Origin of the sequence: Streptomyces sp. NPDC056948 (assembly GCF_042674225.1) — a bacterium.
In the GTDB taxonomy this organism is placed as follows: Bacteria; Actinomycetota; Actinomycetes; order Streptomycetales; family Streptomycetaceae; genus Streptomyces; species Streptomyces purpurascens.
Map to the genome: position 1 here is coordinate 1 of NZ_JBHUQX010000219.1, position 15,450 is coordinate 15,450.

15 protein-coding genes are annotated in these 15,450 nt (G+C 69.9%); 8 read left to right on the forward strand and 7 right to left on the reverse strand.

Features of this window, described 5'->3' with window-relative positions:
• Window positions 1-237: 237 nt before the first annotated feature.
• Window positions 238-930 carry a FadR/GntR family transcriptional regulator gene (locus tag ACFTZL_RS26120; RefSeq protein WP_382587417.1) on the forward strand — a complete coding sequence of 231 codons (693 nt, stop codon included), beginning with the start codon at window positions 238-240 and terminating at the stop codon, window positions 928-930.
• On the opposite strand, the gene ACFTZL_RS26125 is transcribed toward ACFTZL_RS26120, so the two are convergent.
• From ACFTZL_RS26125 to fabG, 3 genes are all read right to left on the reverse strand, one after another.
• Window positions 908-1,261, reverse strand: a complete 354-nt coding sequence (locus ACFTZL_RS26125; RefSeq protein ID WP_382587420.1) for a hypothetical protein — start codon at window positions 1,259-1,261, stop codon at window positions 908-910. The genes ACFTZL_RS26120 and ACFTZL_RS26125 overlap by 23 nt on opposite strands.
• Window positions 1,262-1,422: 161 nt before the next feature.
• Window positions 1,423-2,190: an enoyl-ACP reductase FabI gene (gene fabI / locus ACFTZL_RS26130; RefSeq protein WP_382587421.1), complete on the reverse strand. Its 768-nt coding sequence runs from the start codon at window positions 2,188-2,190 to the stop codon at window positions 1,423-1,425.
• A gap of 5 nt (window positions 2,191-2,195) precedes the next feature.
• Entirely contained in the window at window positions 2,196-2,915 is a 720-nt protein-coding gene (gene fabG, locus ACFTZL_RS26135; RefSeq protein WP_382587424.1) for a 3-oxoacyl-[acyl-carrier-protein] reductase, read from the reverse strand.
• A gap of 273 nt (window positions 2,916-3,188) precedes the next feature.
• On the opposite strand from fabG, the gene ACFTZL_RS26140 reads away from it, so the two are divergent.
• The 3 genes from ACFTZL_RS26140 to tyrS are packed head-to-tail and all read left to right on the forward strand — an operon-like array spanning window position 3,189 to window position 7,430.
• Window positions 3,189-4,712 (forward strand): TldD/PmbA family protein, encoded by a 1,524-nt coding sequence (locus ACFTZL_RS26140; RefSeq protein ID WP_382587427.1) that lies wholly within the window; start codon window positions 3,189-3,191, stop codon window positions 4,710-4,712.
• The gene (locus ACFTZL_RS26145; RefSeq protein ID WP_382587430.1) at window positions 4,709-6,103 is read left to right on the forward strand and encodes a metallopeptidase TldD-related protein; all 1,395 of its coding nucleotides are present in this window, start codon (window positions 4,709-4,711) and stop codon (window positions 6,101-6,103) included. The genes ACFTZL_RS26140 and ACFTZL_RS26145 overlap by 4 nt, the downstream gene beginning before the upstream one ends.
• A 58-nt stretch (window positions 6,104-6,161) precedes the next feature.
• Window positions 6,162-7,430, forward strand: a complete 1,269-nt coding sequence (gene tyrS, locus ACFTZL_RS26150; protein WP_382587433.1) for a tyrosine--tRNA ligase — start codon at window positions 6,162-6,164, stop codon at window positions 7,428-7,430.
• Between the two features lie 61 nt (window positions 7,431-7,491).
• Here the strand turns inward: tyrS and ACFTZL_RS26155 are convergent, their stop codons facing one another.
• The gene (locus ACFTZL_RS26155) at window positions 7,492-7,767 is read right to left on the reverse strand and encodes a GlsB/YeaQ/YmgE family stress response membrane protein (RefSeq protein ID WP_382587454.1); all 276 of its coding nucleotides are present in this window, start codon (window positions 7,765-7,767) and stop codon (window positions 7,492-7,494) included.
• A 248-nt stretch (window positions 7,768-8,015) separates the two neighbouring features.
• Between ACFTZL_RS26155 and ACFTZL_RS26160 the strand changes: the two genes are divergently transcribed.
• Together ACFTZL_RS26160 and ACFTZL_RS26165 are read left to right on the forward strand one after the other, a co-directional pair.
• Window positions 8,016-8,411, forward strand: a complete 396-nt coding sequence (locus ACFTZL_RS26160; protein WP_382587436.1) for a DUF3099 domain-containing protein — start codon at window positions 8,016-8,018, stop codon at window positions 8,409-8,411.
• Window positions 8,412-8,640: 229 nt separating this feature from the next.
• Window positions 8,641-8,856 (forward strand): hypothetical protein, encoded by a 216-nt coding sequence (locus tag ACFTZL_RS26165; protein WP_382587438.1) that lies wholly within the window; start codon window positions 8,641-8,643, stop codon window positions 8,854-8,856.
• Window positions 8,857-8,916: 60 nt separating this feature from the next.
• On the opposite strand, the gene moaA is transcribed toward ACFTZL_RS26165, so the two are convergent.
• From moaA to ACFTZL_RS26180, 3 genes are all read right to left on the reverse strand, one after another.
• A complete protein-coding gene (gene moaA / locus ACFTZL_RS26170) occupies window positions 8,917-9,906 on the reverse strand; it encodes a GTP 3',8-cyclase MoaA (RefSeq protein ID WP_382587441.1) in 990 nt (329 codons plus the stop codon).
• Between the two features lie 171 nt (window positions 9,907-10,077).
• On the reverse strand, window positions 10,078-11,703 hold the full coding sequence (locus tag ACFTZL_RS26175; RefSeq protein ID WP_382587444.1) for a cation acetate symporter: 1,626 nt from the start codon (window positions 11,701-11,703) through the stop codon (window positions 10,078-10,080).
• Window positions 11,700-12,056 (reverse strand): DUF485 domain-containing protein, encoded by a 357-nt coding sequence (locus ACFTZL_RS26180; protein WP_382587446.1) that lies wholly within the window; start codon window positions 12,054-12,056, stop codon window positions 11,700-11,702. The genes ACFTZL_RS26175 and ACFTZL_RS26180 overlap by 4 nt, the downstream gene beginning before the upstream one ends.
• Before the next feature lie 255 nt (window positions 12,057-12,311).
• Between ACFTZL_RS26180 and ACFTZL_RS26185 the strand changes: the two genes are divergently transcribed.
• Entirely contained in the window at window positions 12,312-13,841 is a 1,530-nt protein-coding gene (locus ACFTZL_RS26185; protein ID WP_382587449.1) for a S8 family serine peptidase, read from the forward strand.
• A 69-nt stretch (window positions 13,842-13,910) separates the two neighbouring features.
• Window positions 13,911-15,431 (forward strand): S8 family serine peptidase, encoded by a 1,521-nt coding sequence (locus ACFTZL_RS26190; RefSeq protein ID WP_382587451.1) that lies wholly within the window; start codon window positions 13,911-13,913, stop codon window positions 15,429-15,431.
• Window positions 15,432-15,450: the final 19 nt, after the last annotated feature.

Below are 15,450 nucleotides of genomic sequence, written 5' to 3' on the forward strand. Positions count from 1 at the left end.
TTTTTTGGGGCGCACACCCCTCTGCCGTGGCCGCGCAGGGGGGCGGGCCCCGGGGGGGGGCCGGGGCCGCCCGGTTTCCGGGCGTCGTGCGCGGCCGAGCCGCGAGCGGTCGGGGGCGTCATCGTCCGGGTTTCCTCACTAGCCATGAGGCCCATCATAGAATCATGGGATGATTGACTGTCCAATCCGTCCACTCCTCGGCTGCCGTCCGGCGCCCCGGCCGTGCGAAGGTGAGCCATGCCTCTGAGCCATCCCCGTCGTTCGGCGCTCTCCGAACAGGTCATCGCCGCGCTGCGGGCCCAGATCACGTCGGGCGAGTGGCCGGTCGGCTCCCGCATCCCGACCGAGCCGGAACTGGTCGAGCAGCTCGGCGTCGCCCGCAACACGGTCCGTGAGGCCGTCCGCGCGCTCGCGCACAACGGCCTGCTGGACATCCGCCAGGGCTCGGGCACCTACGTCGTGGCGACCAGTGAGCTGGCGGGGGTGATGCAGCGGCGGTTCGCCGGCGCCGACCCCCGGCACATCGCCGAGCTGCGCTCCACACTGGAGTCGTCCGCCTCCCGGCTGGCCGCCGAGCGGCGGACCGAGAAGGACCTCAAGCAGCTCGACGCGCTGCTGCTGCGGCGTGAGGAGGCCTGGGAGTCGGGTGACGCGGAGGCCTTCGTGACCGCGGACGCGACCTTCCACCTGGCCGTGGTCTCCGCCTCCCACAACGACGTGATGACCGCCATGTACGCGGACCTGGGCGAGGTGCTGCGGGACTGGCTGCGCGAGGACGTCGGCGAGGAGCTGACGCCGGAGACGTACATGGACCACGGGCGGCTGGTCGACGCGATCCGCGCGGGGGACGCGGACCGGGCGGGGGTGGAGGCGGCCCGCTATCCGTTCCTGTGCCGTCTGGGCGGGATCAGCTCGCCTTCCGGTGGCTGACCCAGGCGTCGCCGACTTCCTTCCAGCAGCGCCCCTTGAGCCGCACGGTCTGCGCGGGCCCGGCCTCCACCGGGGAGCTGTCGGTGTCGATGTCCCACCAGCGGGCGCACTCGACGTGCAGGCTCACGCGGTCGGTCTCCGGGTAGGGGTTGTGACAGTACGCGGTCACCCTGGAGTCGTCGACGCGGATCCTGCACGCGGCGCCGAAGGGGGCGGCCCGCTCCCGCTCGTCGTCGGCGGGCACGCGCGCGTGCGGCACGGCCTCGTACGCCAGGGTCAGCACGAGAGCGACGGCGACGGACACTGAGGCCGTTCGGCGGGACAAGCGCACAAGGGGACCTCCTCGGCCGTGCTGGGGAGGGGACCGCGTGGTGGACGCGTACTCCAGGGTGCCCGGTCGCGGGCCTCCCCCGCCCGGCCGGCTGCGCCGAACGGGTGACGCCCCGCTCCCCGCGCGCTGCGGGGAACGGGGCGTCGACGGTGTACAGGAGATCAGGCTCCGATGGCGTGCAGACCGCCGTCCACGTGGATGATCTCGCCCGTGGTCTTCGGGAACCAGTCGCTCAGCAGCGCGACGATGCCGCGGCCGGCCGGGTCGGGGTCCTTGAGGTCCCACTCCAGCGGCGAACGGTCGTCCCAGACGGCTGCCAGCTCGCCGAAGCCGGGGATGGACTTGGCGGCCATGGAGCCGATCGGACCGGCCGAGATCAGGTTGCAGCGGATGTTCTGCTTGCCCAGGTCACGGGCCATGTAGCGGCTGGTGGCCTCTAGGGCGGCCTTGGCCGGGCCCATCCAGTCGTACTGCGGCCAGGCGTACTGCGCGTCGAAGGTCAGACCGACGACGGAGCCGCCGTTCTGCATCAGCGGCAGGCAGGCCATGGTCAGCGACTTCAGGGAGTACGCCGAGACGTGCATGGCCGTGGCGACCGACTCGAACGGCGTGTTGAGGAAGTTGCCGCCGAGGGCGTCCTGCGGGGCGAAGCCGATGGAGTGGACGACACCGTCGAGGCCGCCGAGCTCCTCGCCGACGATGTCGGCCAGGCGCCCGAGGTGCTCGTCGTTCGTGACATCGAGCTCGATGACCTTGGTGGGCTTGGGCAGCTTCCTGGCGATGCGCTCGGTCAGCGTGGGCCGCGGGAACGCGGTCAGGATGATCTCGGCGCCCTGCTCCTGGGCCAGCTTGGCGGCATGGAAGGCGATGGAGGACTCCATCAGCACACCGGTGATCAGGACCCGCTTGCCCTCGAGAATTCCGCTCATGGTGATCAGTGACCCATTCCCAGTCCGCCGTCAACGGGGATGACGGCTCCAGTGATGTACGAGGCGTCGTCCGAGGCGAGGAACCGCACCGTCGCGGCGACCTCCTCCGGCTGGGCGTACCGGCCGAGCGGGATCTGCGACACGATGCCCTTGCGCTGCTCGTCGGAGAGCACCTTGGTCATGTCGGTGTCGACGAAGCCGGGCGCGACGACGTTGAAGGTGAGGTTCCGCGAGCCCAGCTCACGGGCGAGGGAGCGCGCGAAGCCGACCAGGGCGGCCTTGGAGGCGGCGTAGTTGGCCTGGCCGGGGCCGCCGTAGAGGCCGACGACCGAGGAGATCAGGACGACGCGGCCCTTCTTGGCCCGCAGCATGCCGCGGTTGGCGCGCTTGACCACCCGGAAGGTGCCGGTGAGGTTGGTGTCGATGACCGAGGTGAAGTCCTCCTCGGACATGCGCATCAGGAGCTGGTCCTTGGTGATGCCGGCGTTGGCGACGAGGACCTCGACGGGGCCGTGGCTCTCCTCGATCTCCTTGTAGGCCTGCTCCACCTGCTCGGGGTCGGTGATGTCGCACTTGACGGCCAGGCAGCCCAATTCCGTCAGGGCGGCCGGCGGCTCACCCGAGCGGTACGTGATGGCGACCTTGTCGCCGGCATCGGCGAAAGCGCGGGCGATGGCGAGGCCGATGCCCCGGTTGCCTCCGGTGACGAGAACCGAGCGGCTCAACGGATCACCCTTTCGATAGCGGTCTGATACGCCCGCCCGGGCGCCTGGACGACAGGCGGCGATGACAGGCGGCTTCCTCGAAAACCTATCGGTCCGGGCACGCCCGCGGACAATCGGGCACCGACAGTGGCGTACGGGACTCACTGTCGGGTCCCTACAGAAAGCCACGCACCCGGGGTACGGAAACTCATGGCCCGCGCGCCGGATGGACGACATGATCGGAGCAGTCACGTAGCACGGCGACCACGCTCACCTCGACAGAAAGAGACGGCGGTGCCTCATACCATCGACGAGGCCTTCACGGCCCTCCCCCTACGCGCCCTCGCCGACGCGGCCCTCGCACGCGCGCGGGCGCTCGGTGCCGAGCACGCGGACTTCCGGTTCGAGCGGGTGCGGGGCGCCTCCTGGCGGTTCCGGGACGCCAAGCCCGCCGGGTCGTCGGACACCACCGACCTCGGGTACGCGGTGCGGGTGGTGCACGGCGGTACGTGGGGTTTCGCGTCCGGTGTCGACCTCAGCCTGGACGCCGCCGCCAGGGTCGCCGGGCAGGCGGTGGCCATGGCCAAGCTGTCCGCCCAGGTGATCAAGGCGGCCGGGTCCGACGAGCGGGTCGAGCTGGCGGGCGAACCCGTGCACGCCGAGAAGACATGGGTCTCGTCGTACGAGATCGATCCGTTCACGGTGCCCGACGAGGAGAAGGCCGGGCTGATCGCGGACTGGAGCGCGCGGCTGCTGGCGGCCGACGGGGTCGACCATGTCGACGCCTCGCTGCTCACCGTCCACGAGAACAAGTTCTACGCCGACACCGCGGGGACCGTGACCACGCAGCAGCGGGTTCGGCTGCACCCGGTGTTCAACGCCGTGTCGGTGGACGAGTCGAGCGGCGAGTTCGACTCGATGCGCACCCTCGCGCCGCCCGCGGGACGCGGCTGGGAGTACCTGCGGGGCACCGGCTGGGACTGGGAGGGCGAGCTGGAGCGGATCCCGGAGCTGCTCGCCGAGAAGATGCGCGCGCCGAGTGTCGATCCGGGCCTGTACGACCTGGTCGTCGACCCGTCCAACCTGTGGCTGACCATCCACGAGTCCATCGGGCACGCCACCGAGCTGGACCGGGCGCTCGGCTACGAGGCCGCCTACGCCGGCACGTCCTTCGCCACCTTCGACCAGCTCGGCAAGTTGCGGTACGGCTCGGAGCTGATGAACGTCACCGGCGACCGCACCGCCGAGCACGGGCTCGCCACGATCGGGTACGACGACGAGGGCGTCGAGGGCCAGTCCTGGGACCTCGTCAAGGACGGCACGCTCGTCGGCTACCAGCTCGACCGGCGGATCGCGAAGCTGACCGGGTTCGAGCGGTCCAACGGCTGCGCCTACGCCGACTCCCCCGGGCACGTGCCCGTGCAGCGCATGGCCAATGTGTCGCTGCGGCCGGACCCGGCCGGGATGTCGACCGAGGACCTGATCGGGGGCGTGGAGCGGGGGATCTACGTCGTCGGCGACCGGTCCTGGTCGATCGACATGCAGCGCTACAACTTCCAGTTCACGGGTCAGCGCTTCTACCGGATCGAGAACGGGCGGCTCGCCGGGCAGCTACGGGACGTGGCCTACCAGGCGACGACCACCGACTTCTGGGGCTCCATGTCCGCCGTCGGCGGTCCGGGGACCTATGTCCTGGGCGGCGCCTTCAACTGCGGCAAGGCCCAGCCGGGCCAGGTCGCGGCCGTGTCGCACGGCTGCCCGTCGGCCCTCTTCAAGGGCGTCAACATTCTGAACACGACCCAGGAGGCCGGTCGATGAGCGCGCGTTCCAGCAAGCCGCACGAGGTCGTCGAGCGCGCCCTCGAACTGTCCCGGGCGGACGGCTGTGTCGTCATCGCCGACGAGCAGTCGACCGCCAACCTGCGCTGGGCGGGCAACGCCCTGACCACGAACGGTGTCACGCGGGGGCGCACGCTCACCGTCGTCGCCACCGTCGACGGCAAGGAGGGCACGGCCTCGGGGGTGGTGTCACGGTCCGCCGTGACCGCCGACGAGCTGGAGCCCCTGGTGCGGGCCGCCGAGGCGGCCGCGCGCGGTGCCGGGCCCGCCGAGGACGCGCAGCCGCTGGTCACGGGCGTGGCCGCGAGTCCGGAGTTCACGGAGGCGCCCGCCGAGACCTCCTCCGCGGTGTTCGCCGACTTCGCCCCGGCGCTCGGCGAGGCCTTCGCACGCGCGCGTGCCGGCGGACGCGAGCTGTACGGGTTCGCCAACCACGAACTGGTGTCGACGTACGTGGGCACCTCCACGGGGCTGCGGCTGCGGCACGACCAGCCGAACGGGACGCTGGAGCTGAACGCCAAGTCACCGGACCGGACCCGGTCCGCGTGGGCCGGTCGCTCCACGCGGGACTTCAAGGACGTCGACCCGGCGACCCTGGACGCGGAGCTGGCCGTGCGCCTCGGCTGGGCCGAGCGGCGCGTGGAGCTGCCCGCGGGCCGGTACGAGACGCTGCTGCCGCCGTCGGCCGTGGCGGACCTGCTGATCTACCAGTTGTGGTCGGCGTCGGGCCGGGACGCGGTGGAGGGCCGCACGGTGTTCTCCAAGCCGGGCGGGGGCACGCGGGTCGGCGAGAAGCTGACCGATCTGCCGCTGACCCTGCGCAGCGACCCGAACGAGCCCGGCCTGGAATCGGCGCCCTTCGTGATCGCGCACTCCTCCGGGGGCGATGAGTCGGTGTTCGACAACGGGCTGCCGCTGACGGCCACCGAGTGGATGCGCGAGGGAGAGCTGCGGCATCTGACGACCAGCCGCCACAGTGCGGGCCTGACCGGTCTGCCGGTGGCGCCGGGCATCGACAACGTGATCCTGGACGGGGGCGAGGACCGCTCGCTGGACGAGATGGTCGCCGATACCGAGCGCGGGCTGCTGCTGACCTGCCTGTGGTACATCCGCGAGGTCGACCCGGCCTCGCTGCTGCTGACGGGTCTGACCCGGGACGGCGTCTATCTGGTCGAGAACGGCGAGGTGACCGGCGAGGTGAACAACTTCCGGTTCAACGAGACGCCGGTCGGTCTGCTGGGCCGGGTGACGGAGGCCGGGCGGACGGAGAAGACGCTGCCGAGGGAATGGAGCGACTGGTTCACCAGGGCCGCGATGCCGGCCCTGCGGGTGCCGGACTTCAATATGAGCTCTGTCAGCCAGGGCGTATAACCTCGTACCTGATTACGAGCCCACTCCATTCGAGCCCACTCAAGGAGATACGAGAACCGTGACGGACATCGTCGACGAGCTGAAGTGGCGCGGGCTGTTCGCCCTGTCCACTGACGAGGACGCTTTGCGCAAGGCGCTCGCGGACGGTCCCGTCACGTTCTATTGCGGCTTCGACCCGACGGCGCCGTCGCTGCACGTGGGGCACCTGGTGCAGGTGCTCACCGTGCGCCGGCTCCAGCAGGCCGGTCACCGGCCGCTGGCGCTGGTCGGCGGTGCCACGGGCCTGATCGGCGACCCGCGTCCGACGGCGGAGCGCACGCTGAACGACCCGGAGACGGTGACCGGCTGGGTCGGCAAGCTGCGTTCCCAGATCGAGCCGTTCCTGGCCTTCGAGGGCGAGAACGCGGCCGTCATGGTCAACAACCTCGACTGGACGGAGAACCTCTCCGCGATCGAGTTCCTGCGCGACATCGGCAAGCACTTCCGTGTCAACAAGATGCTGACGAAGGACTCCGTGGCCCGGCGTCTGGAGTCCTCCGAGGGCATCAGCTACACGGAGTTCAGCTACCAGCTCCTGCAGGGCATGGACTTCCTGCAGCTCTACCGCAGGTACGGCTGCACGCTCCAGCAGGGCGGCAGTGACCAGTGGGGCAACCTCACGGCGGGCCTGGACCTGATCCACCGCCTGGAGCCGGACGCCACGGCGCACGCCCTGGCGACGCCGCTGATGACCAAGGCGGACGGCACCAAGTTCGGCAAGACCGAGGGCGGCGCCGTCTGGCTCGACCCGGAGATGACGACGCCGTACGCGTTCTACCAGTTCTGGCTGAACGTGGACGACCGGGACATCTCGAAGTACATGCGCATCCTGTCCTTCCGCTCCCGTGCGGAGCTGGAGGAGCTGGAGCAGCAGACCGAGGAGCGTCCGCAGGCCCGTGCCGCGCAGCGTGCCCTGGCCGAGGAGCTGACGACGCTGGTGCACGGCGCCGACCAGACGGCCGCCGTGATCGCCGCGTCCAAGGCCCTCTTCGGGCAGGGCGAGCTGGCGGAGCTCGACGAGAAGACGCTGGCCGCGGCCCTGTCGGAGGTGCCGCACATCCAGGTCTCCGAGCTCGGCCCGGTCGTCGACCTGTTCGCCGAGGTCGGCCTCGTGGCCAGCAAGTCGGCCGCGCGCCGCACGGTCAAGGAGGGCGGCGCCTACGTGAACAACGTCAAGGTCGCCGGCGAGGACGCGGTCCCCGCCAAGGAGGACCTGCTGCAGGGCCGCTGGCTGGTGCTGCGCCGGGGCAAGAAGAACCTGGCGGCGGTCGAGGTCACGAGCGGCTGAGCATGCGTGGGAAGGGGGTCGTCTCCGGTGCGGAGGCGGCCCCCTTCGCCGTAGTGCCCCGTCATGCGCTGCGTCTGTCTCCCCGGGCCGTCGTCCAGGCCTTGTCGCCGAGGCCGACGAGGATGATCGCCATGACCAGTTGGAAGACATGCCGCCACCAGTCGATGCCCGATGTGGCGTCGACGCCGGCCGCCCGGGCGATGGCGTTGCCGGCGATGCCTCCGATGATGCCCAGGATGACGGTCAGCCACAGGGGGATGTGCTGCTTGCCCGGAATGATCGCCTTGGCGAGCAGGCCGAGTACCAGTCCCACGATGATCGCCCACAACCAGCCCATCGCTGCCTCCTCGTACGGCTCGACGTGAGCTCTACGGCCAGTGTCGGCCCAGGTGCCGTACGCCGCATGCCGGGGATGGCCGTACGCGCCACGGCCCATGCCGTTCGCCTCGGCCGGACGGGCCCCGGTCTCGTAGCGGGCGCAGCCGCGGCGTAACGTGGGAGCTGTCCTGGTCGGCCAGGTTCCCCGGCCGGCCCGGGGCGGCCACGGGGCGGGGAGAGTCCGATACGGGCGGATGGTGGAATGCGATGCGGAAGCAGCATGGCGGCGGCAACGTCCAGGTTTTCCGGATCACCGGCGCCCGGACGGGACTTCAGGAAGACGTACGCGGGCGGCAGCGCCGGTACGTGATCTCGATGACGGTCCGCACGATCTCCGTGATCCTCGCGGCCACGTTGTGGAACGTCGAACGGCACGTCGCCATCGTGGCGTTGGTGCTCGGGCTGGTACTGCCGTACGTCGCGGTGGTGATCGCGAACGCCGGGCGCGAGAACGCGCCGTCTCTGCCGTCGACATTCGTGGCCGGGCCGACGCGTCCGATGATCGCGCCGCCGGATGCTCAGGACGACTCCGCGGAATCCGCCGCGGAAGATGCCGTGTCCGGGCCCGCGCCGGGTGCGAAGCCCGATTCGCACGATCGATAGGGACGCCCGGGGGCGGTCACAAACGGAAGTCATCTTCCCGCCAAGCTCAAGAAAAGCTCAGATCAATCATGTTGTTCAGGTGCCGGGCTCGGGGTTACCCGTGACATACTTCGTACGCGCTCCGCATCCCCCGTCGGAGCGACGGACCGACGCCGGGCAGCTCCCCCCGTGGCTGCTCGGCGTCGCCTTTTCTGTGTGCGGTTCTTATGTGCAGTGGTGAGACGAAGCCGTGAGTGACGAGACGCCCATCTGTTCCGCGAAGGGCTGCCGCGCCGATGCGGTGTGGGTGCTCGCGTGGAACAACCCGAAGATCCATACGCCGGAGCGGCGCAAGACGTGGCTCGCGTGTGAGGAGCATCGCGAGCATCTGTCGCAGTTCCTCGGGGTGCGGGGGTTTTTGAAGGACGTGGTTCTTTTGAAGGAGTGGGAAGCGAAGGACGTCTGACGTCTTTCGGGTGCCGGCCGGTGGGGGTTGTTCGCGCAGTTCCCCGCGCCCCTGAACCCCTTAACCGCCGATCGCTGACATCGGACGGTCCGGCTGTACGAATGTCGGGTCGTCCAAGCCCGCGCCCGCCTTTTTGCCCCACATCGCCAGGCGCCAGATGCGGGCGATCTCCTCGTCCGGGGCGTCGGAGCGCAGGGCGGCGCGGAGGTCGGTTTCCTCCTGGGCGAACAGGCAGGTGCGTATCTGCCCGTCGGCGGTGAGGCGGGTGCGGTCGCAGGCCGCGCAGAAGGGGCGGGTGACGGAGGCGATGACGCCGACCACATGCGGCCCGCCGTTCACCAGCCAGCGCTCCGCCGGGGCCGAGCCGCGCTTCTCCTCGCCCTCGGCGGTCAGCTCGAAGCGGGTGCGCAGGGAGGTCAGGATGTCGCCTGCCGTGATCATGCCGTCGCGCTTCCAGCCGTGCTGGGCGTCCAGGGGCATCTGCTCGATGAAGCGCAGCTCGTAGTCGTGCTCCACGGCCCAGGCGAGGAGGTCCGGGGCCTCGTCGTCGTTGAGCCCCGGCATCAGGACGGAGTTGACCTTGACCGGGGTGAGGCCGGCGTCGCGGGCGGCGTGCAGGCCCTCGATGACGTCCTTGTGGCGGTCGCGGCGGGTGAGGGTCTTGAAGGCGTCCGGGCGGAGCGTGTCGAGGGAGACGTTGACCCGGTCCAGGCCCGCCGCCTTCAGGGCGGCCGCCGTGCGCTTGAGGCCGATGCCATTGGTCGTCAACGACATCTGGGGGCGGGACTCCAGCGCCGCGACGCGCTCGACGATGCCGACCAGGCCGGGGCGCAGCAGGGGCTCGCCGCCGGTGAAGCGGACCTCCTCGATCCCGAGGGAGGTGACCGCGATGTCGATCAGGCGGACGATCTCGTCGTCCGTGAGCAGATCCGGCTTGGCCAGCCACTGCAGGCCTTCCTCGGGCATGCAGTAGGTGCAGCGCAGATTGCACCGGTCGGTCAGCGAGACCCTCAGGTCGGTGGCCACTCGGCCGTAGGTGTCGATGAGCACGTGGGCCCCCTCCCTCGATGCGGATCCTGCCCGGAGCACTTCCTCTCCGACACCTGCGAGCCTACGTGACCCCACTGACAACTCCACAGGCCCGATCCCACGACGCGGAACGCGGCCGCGCCGCAGGGACCTGGAGGTTCCTACGACGCGGCCGCGTGAGGGGGTTGGTACTCAGTGGGCGCCGGTGCCGGTCAGGGACCTGACCTCCAGCTCGGCGTACTTCTTGGCGTCCGGCTCCTCCTTGGACAGGACGGTGCCGAGCCAGCCCATGAGGAAGCCGAAGGGGATGGAGATGATGCCCGGGTTCTTCAGCGGGAACCAGGCGAAGTCCACCTCGGGGAACATCGCCTTGGGGTCGCCGGAGACGACGGGCGAGAACAGCACCAGGCCGACGGCGACGATCAGACCGCCGTAGATCGACCACAGGGCGCCCTGGGTGGTGAAGCGCTTCCAGAACAGGCTGTAGAGGATCGTCGGCAGGTTGGCGGAGGCCGCGACCGCGAAGGCGAGCGCGACCAGGCCGGCCACGTTCAGGTCGCGGGCGAGGGCGCCGAGGCCGATGGAGACGACGCCGATGAAGACGGTCGCCCAGCGGGCCGCGCGGACCTCCTCGGCGCCGGACGCCTGCCCCTTGCGGATGACGTTGGCGTAGATGTCGTGCGCGAAGGACGACGACGAGGCGAGGGTGAGGCCGGCGACCACGGCCAGGATCGTCGCGAAGGCTACCGCCGAGATCGTGGCGAGCAGGATCGCGCCCCAGGTCGAGTCGACACCGCCGAGATGCAGGGCGAGCAGGGGTGCCGCCGTGTTGCCGGACGGGTTGGACGCGATGATCTCCTCCTGGGAGATCAGCGCGGCGGCGCCGAAGCCGAGGGCGATGGTCATCAGGTAGAAGCCGCCGATGATGCCGATCGCCCAGTTCACCGACTTACGGGCGGCCTTGGCGTCGGGCACCGTGTAGAAGCGGATCAGGATGTGCGGCAGACCCGCCGTGCCGAGCACCAGGGCGATGCCCAGGGAGACGAAGTCCAGCTTGGAGGTGCCGGTCATGCCGTACTGGAGGCCGGGCTCCAGGAAGGCGGCGCCCTTGCCGCTGTTCTCCGCGGCCGTGCCGAGCAGGTCGGAGATGTTGAAGTTGAACTTCAGCAGCACCAGGAAGGTGATCAGGATGGTGCCGCCGATGAGCAGCACGGCCTTCACCATCTGGACCCAGGTGGTGCCCTTCATGCCGCCGATGGAGACGTACACGATCATCAGGATGCCGACGAGGGCGACGATGAGGATCTTGCCCGCGTCGGAGGTGATGCCGAGCAGCAGCGAGACGAGGACGCCCGCACCGGCCATCTGTGCCAGCAGGTAGAAGATCGACACGACGATCGTGGACGTACCGGCGGCGGTGCGGACCGGGCGCTGGCGCATGCGGTACGCGAGCACGTCGCCCATGGTGTAGCGGCCGGAGTTCCTGAGCGGCTCGGCCACCAGGAGGAGGGCGACCAGCCAGGCGACCAGGAAGCCGATGGAGTACAGGAAGCCGTCGTAGCCGAAGATGGCGATCGCGCCCGCGATGCCGAGGAAGGACGCGGCCGACATGTAGTCGCCGGAGACCGCGAGTCCGTTCTGGAAGGCGCTGAACTGGCGTCCGCCCGCGTAGAAGTCGGCGGCGTCCTTGGTCTGGCGGCCGGCCCAGATGGTGATGCCGAGCGTGGCCAGGACGAACAGCGCGAACAGGGTGATGATCAGCGGCCGGTGCTGGCTGGCCTCGTTCGCGGCGAGCAGGGTCTGCTGTGCGGTGCTCATGCGCCGCCCTCCATCCGGGACTTGATGGCCTCGGCCTTGGGGTCGAGCTTCGCGGCGGCGTGCCGCGAGTACCACCAGGCGATGAGGAACGTGGTGATGAACTGGGCGACGCCGAGGAGGAGGGCGACGTTGATGTTGCCGAACAGCTTGGTGCCCATGAAGCCGCCCGCGTAGTTCGACAGCAGCACGTACAGCAGGTACCAGGCGATGAAGGCGACGGTCAGCGGGAAGGCGAAGGAGCGGTAGGAGCGGCGCAGTTCACCGAACTCCGCGCTCTCGTGCACCTCCGCGAACTCCTCGGGTGAGGGGAGTTTGTGTTGCTCTTTCGACGGGGGCGGTGCGTCGGTGGACACGGAGAGTCTCCTCGTAATGACGGAAGCGGTTGGTACGGGGACGGAGGCGAGTGTCCTCGCGCTCCCTGCTCAACGTCACGGCGGCACGCGAGAACCGGTTCAACTGCGCGGCCTTCTTTCCGAAGTCGTTTCGACAAAACGTTGCTGGCCAGCGAGAGCGCGGGATAGCTTCGCCCTGCACCACCTCGTCATGTACCTGCCCGAGCACCACCTGTGCCTCGGGCCGGTTTCGTTTCCGGAGGATGTGGAGACCCCATGTCTCATCTGCGTTCCAGACGCCGGCTCGCCCTCGCCGTGCCCGTCGTGCTGTCGCTGACGGCCTCGCTGGGCTTTCTGCCGGCTGCCGCGTCGGCGGCCCCGCGCGCGGAGTCGGCCGCGCCCTCGGCCGACGCGCCGAAGCTCGCGTACGTCGTCAACACCAAGGTGGACCGTCGCACGATCGCGTCGGTGAAGAAGGCGATCGGCGCGGCCGGCGGCTCGGTCGTGACCACGTACGAGCGGATCGGCGTGATCGTCGTCCACTCCTCGAACGCCGACTTCGCCACGTCCATACGCAAGGTGCGCGGCGTCCGGTCGGCGGGTGCGACCAGGACCACGCCGCTGACCGCGGCGGGGACCAAGGAGGAGGGCGCGGCGCAGTATCTGACCGACGCCCAGGCCCAGCGGGTCGAGGCCGCCTCGGCGAAGACGCCCGAGAGCGAGCCCCTCGAGGCCGACCAGTGGGATCTGCGGGCGATCGGCGCCGACAAGGCCGCGAAGATCAACCCGGGCAGCCGCAAGGTGACCGTCGCCGTGATCGACACCGGCGTCGACGACACCCACCCGGACCTCGCCCCGAACTTCTCCGCCTCGCAGTCCGCCAACTGCGCCGGCGGCAAGCCCGACACCAGCGAGGGCGCCTGGCGGCCGTACACCCCCGAGGACTACCACGGCACGCATGTCGCCGGTGAGATAGCCGCCGCCCGCAACGGCACAGGCGTGGCGGGCGTCGCACCCGGTGTGAAGGTCTCCAGCATCAACGTCACCGACCGGGCCAACGGCCTCTTCTACCCGGAGAGCGTCGTGTGTGCCTTCGTGTTCGCCGCCGACCACGGCGTCGAGATCACGAACAACAGCTACTACGTCGATCCCTGGCTGTACAACTGCATGGACGATCCGGACCAGCGGGCCATCGTCGACGCGGTCAACAGGGCCCAGCTGTACGCCCAGAAGAAGGGCACGCTGAACGTCGCCGCGGCGGGCAACTCCAACCACGACCTGGACTCGGACGCGATCGTCGACGACTCCAGCCCGGACGACTCCACCCCCGTCGAGCGCACCATCGACCCGCACGAGTGCTTCGACGTGCCGAACCAGCTCCCGGGCGTCGTCACGGTGAGCTCGACCGGCGTCAACAGCGTCAAGTCGTACTTCTCGACGTACGGCAAGGGTGTCGTCGACGTCGCGGCGCCGGGCGGTGACGGGCGCTACCAGATACCCGACACGCCCTCGAAGAACGGCCGCATCCTGTCCACCATGCCGGGCGGCACGTGGGGCTTCCTCCAGGGCACCTCGATGGCCTCCCCGCACGCCTCCGGTGTCGCCGCGCTGCTGAAGTCCAAGCACCCCAAGGCGTCTCCGGCCCAGCTCCAGGCGCTGCTGAAGGCGCAGGCCGACCGGACCGCCTGCCCCGAGTCCTACGACCAGGACGGCGACGGCACCCAGGACGCGGTGTGCGAGGGCGGCAAGCGCGTCAACGGCTTCTACGGGTACGGCATCGTCAACGCGCTGCGCGCGGTCAAGTGACTTGTGCATCCTGAGAGTTCACGCACCGTCAGCTCCGTCAGCTCGTACCGCGAACATACTGGAGACACCATGACAGCGCCGCACGCGCGCTACCGCCGCGCCGTCGCGATCCCGGCCGGGATGGCCATGGCCACGGCCCTCGCGTTCCTGCCGAACACCACGGCCACGGCCGCCGACGACGCCCCCGCGGCGGTCTCGGCCGACGCGACCCCGCTCAGCTACGTGGTCAACGTCAAGCCGGGGCACGGCACTTCGGCGTATGTGAAGGAGGCCGTCGGCAAGGCCGGGGGCACGATCGTGACGTCGTACGACCAGATAGGCGTCATCGTCGTCCACTCCTCGAACCCCGACTTCGCCAAGACCGTCCGCAAGGTGCGCGGCGTCCAGTCGGCCGGTGCCACCCGGACCAAGCCGCTGCCCACGGCGACGACGGGCGACCTGGGGACGCCGAAGGCGCTGAGCGCGGCCGAGGTCGCCAAGGCAGAGGCCCCCGCCGGGCAGGACCCGCTCCAGCCCCAGCAGTGGGACCTGCCGGCCATCAAGGCGGACAAGGCGCACGAGAAGTCGCTGGGCAGCGAGAAGGTCACGGTCGCCGTGATCGACACCGGCGTCGACGACACCCAGCCCGACATCGCGCCCAACTTCGACCGCAAGGCGTCGGTCAACTGCGTGTCGGGCAAGCCGGACACCGCGGACGGCGCCTGGCGGCCCGGTGCTTCGGAGAGCCCGCACGGCACCCACGTGGCGGGTGAGATAGCCGCGGCCAAGAACGGCGTCGGCATGACCGGTGTCGCGCCCGGGGTGAAGGTCTCCGGCATCAAGGTGTCCAACCCGGACGGCTTCTTCTACACGGAGGCCGTGGTGTGCGGCTTCGTGTGGGCGGCCGAGCACGGGGTCGACGTCACCAACAACAGCTATTACACCGACCCCTGGTACTTCAACTGCGGCGACGACCCGGACCAGAAGGCGCTCCTGGACGCGGTCGGCCGGGCCTCCCGGTACGCGGAGAAGAAGGGCGCGGTCAACGTCGCGGCGGCGGGAAACGAGAACTACGACCTCTCGGCCGACGAGATCACCGACCCCTCGTCCCCGAACGACACCACGCCGGGCGACCGGACCGTCGACCCCTCGGAGTGCCTCGACATCCCGACCCAGCTCCCGGGTGTCGTCACGGTCGCCTCGACGGGTGCGAAGGGCATCAAGTCGTCCTTCTCCAACTACGGGCTGGGCGTCGCCGACATCGCCGCCCCGGGCGGCGACTCGACGGCCTACCAGAAGCCGGAGGCGCCGGCCACGAGCGGGCTGATCCTGGGCACGCTGCCGGGCGGCAAGTGGGGCTACATGGCCGGTACGTCGATGGCGTCCCCGCACGTCGCGGGCGTCGCCGCCCTCATCAAGTCGACGCACCCGTACGCTCCCCCGGCCCTGGTGAAGGCTCTGCTGTACGCGGAGGCCGACGCCACGTCGTGCACGGACCCGTACGACATCGACGCCGACGGCAAGATCGACGCGGTGTGCGAGGGCTCCAAGAACCGCAACGGTTTCTACGGCTGGGGCATCGCGGACGCGCTGGACGCGGTGACCAAGTAGAGCTCGTGTGAAGGTGGTC

Excerpts from the sequence above, each read along its gene's own strand:
- ACFTZL_RS26185 (WP_382587449.1), top strand. The coding sequence starts at position 12,312 with ATGTCTCATCTGCGTTCCAGACGCCGGCTCGCCCTCGCCGTGCCCGTC.
- ACFTZL_RS26175 (WP_382587444.1), bottom strand. The coding sequence starts at position 11,703 with ATGAGCACCGCACAGCAGACCCTGCTCGCCGCGAACGAGGCCAGCCAG.
- ACFTZL_RS26190 (WP_382587451.1), top strand. The coding sequence starts at position 13,911 with ATGACAGCGCCGCACGCGCGCTACCGCCGCGCCGTCGCGATCCCGGCC.
- ACFTZL_RS26120 (WP_382587417.1), top strand. The coding sequence starts at position 238 with ATGCCTCTGAGCCATCCCCGTCGTTCGGCGCTCTCCGAACAGGTCATC.
- ACFTZL_RS26155 (WP_382587454.1), bottom strand. The coding sequence starts at position 7,767 with ATGGGCTGGTTGTGGGCGATCATCGTGGGACTGGTACTCGGCCTGCTC.
- ACFTZL_RS26145 (WP_382587430.1), top strand. The coding sequence starts at position 4,709 with ATGAGCGCGCGTTCCAGCAAGCCGCACGAGGTCGTCGAGCGCGCCCTC.
- ACFTZL_RS26160 (WP_382587436.1), top strand. The coding sequence starts at position 8,016 with ATGCGGAAGCAGCATGGCGGCGGCAACGTCCAGGTTTTCCGGATCACC.
- fabI (WP_382587421.1), bottom strand. The coding sequence starts at position 2,190 with ATGAGCGGAATTCTCGAGGGCAAGCGGGTCCTGATCACCGGTGTGCTG.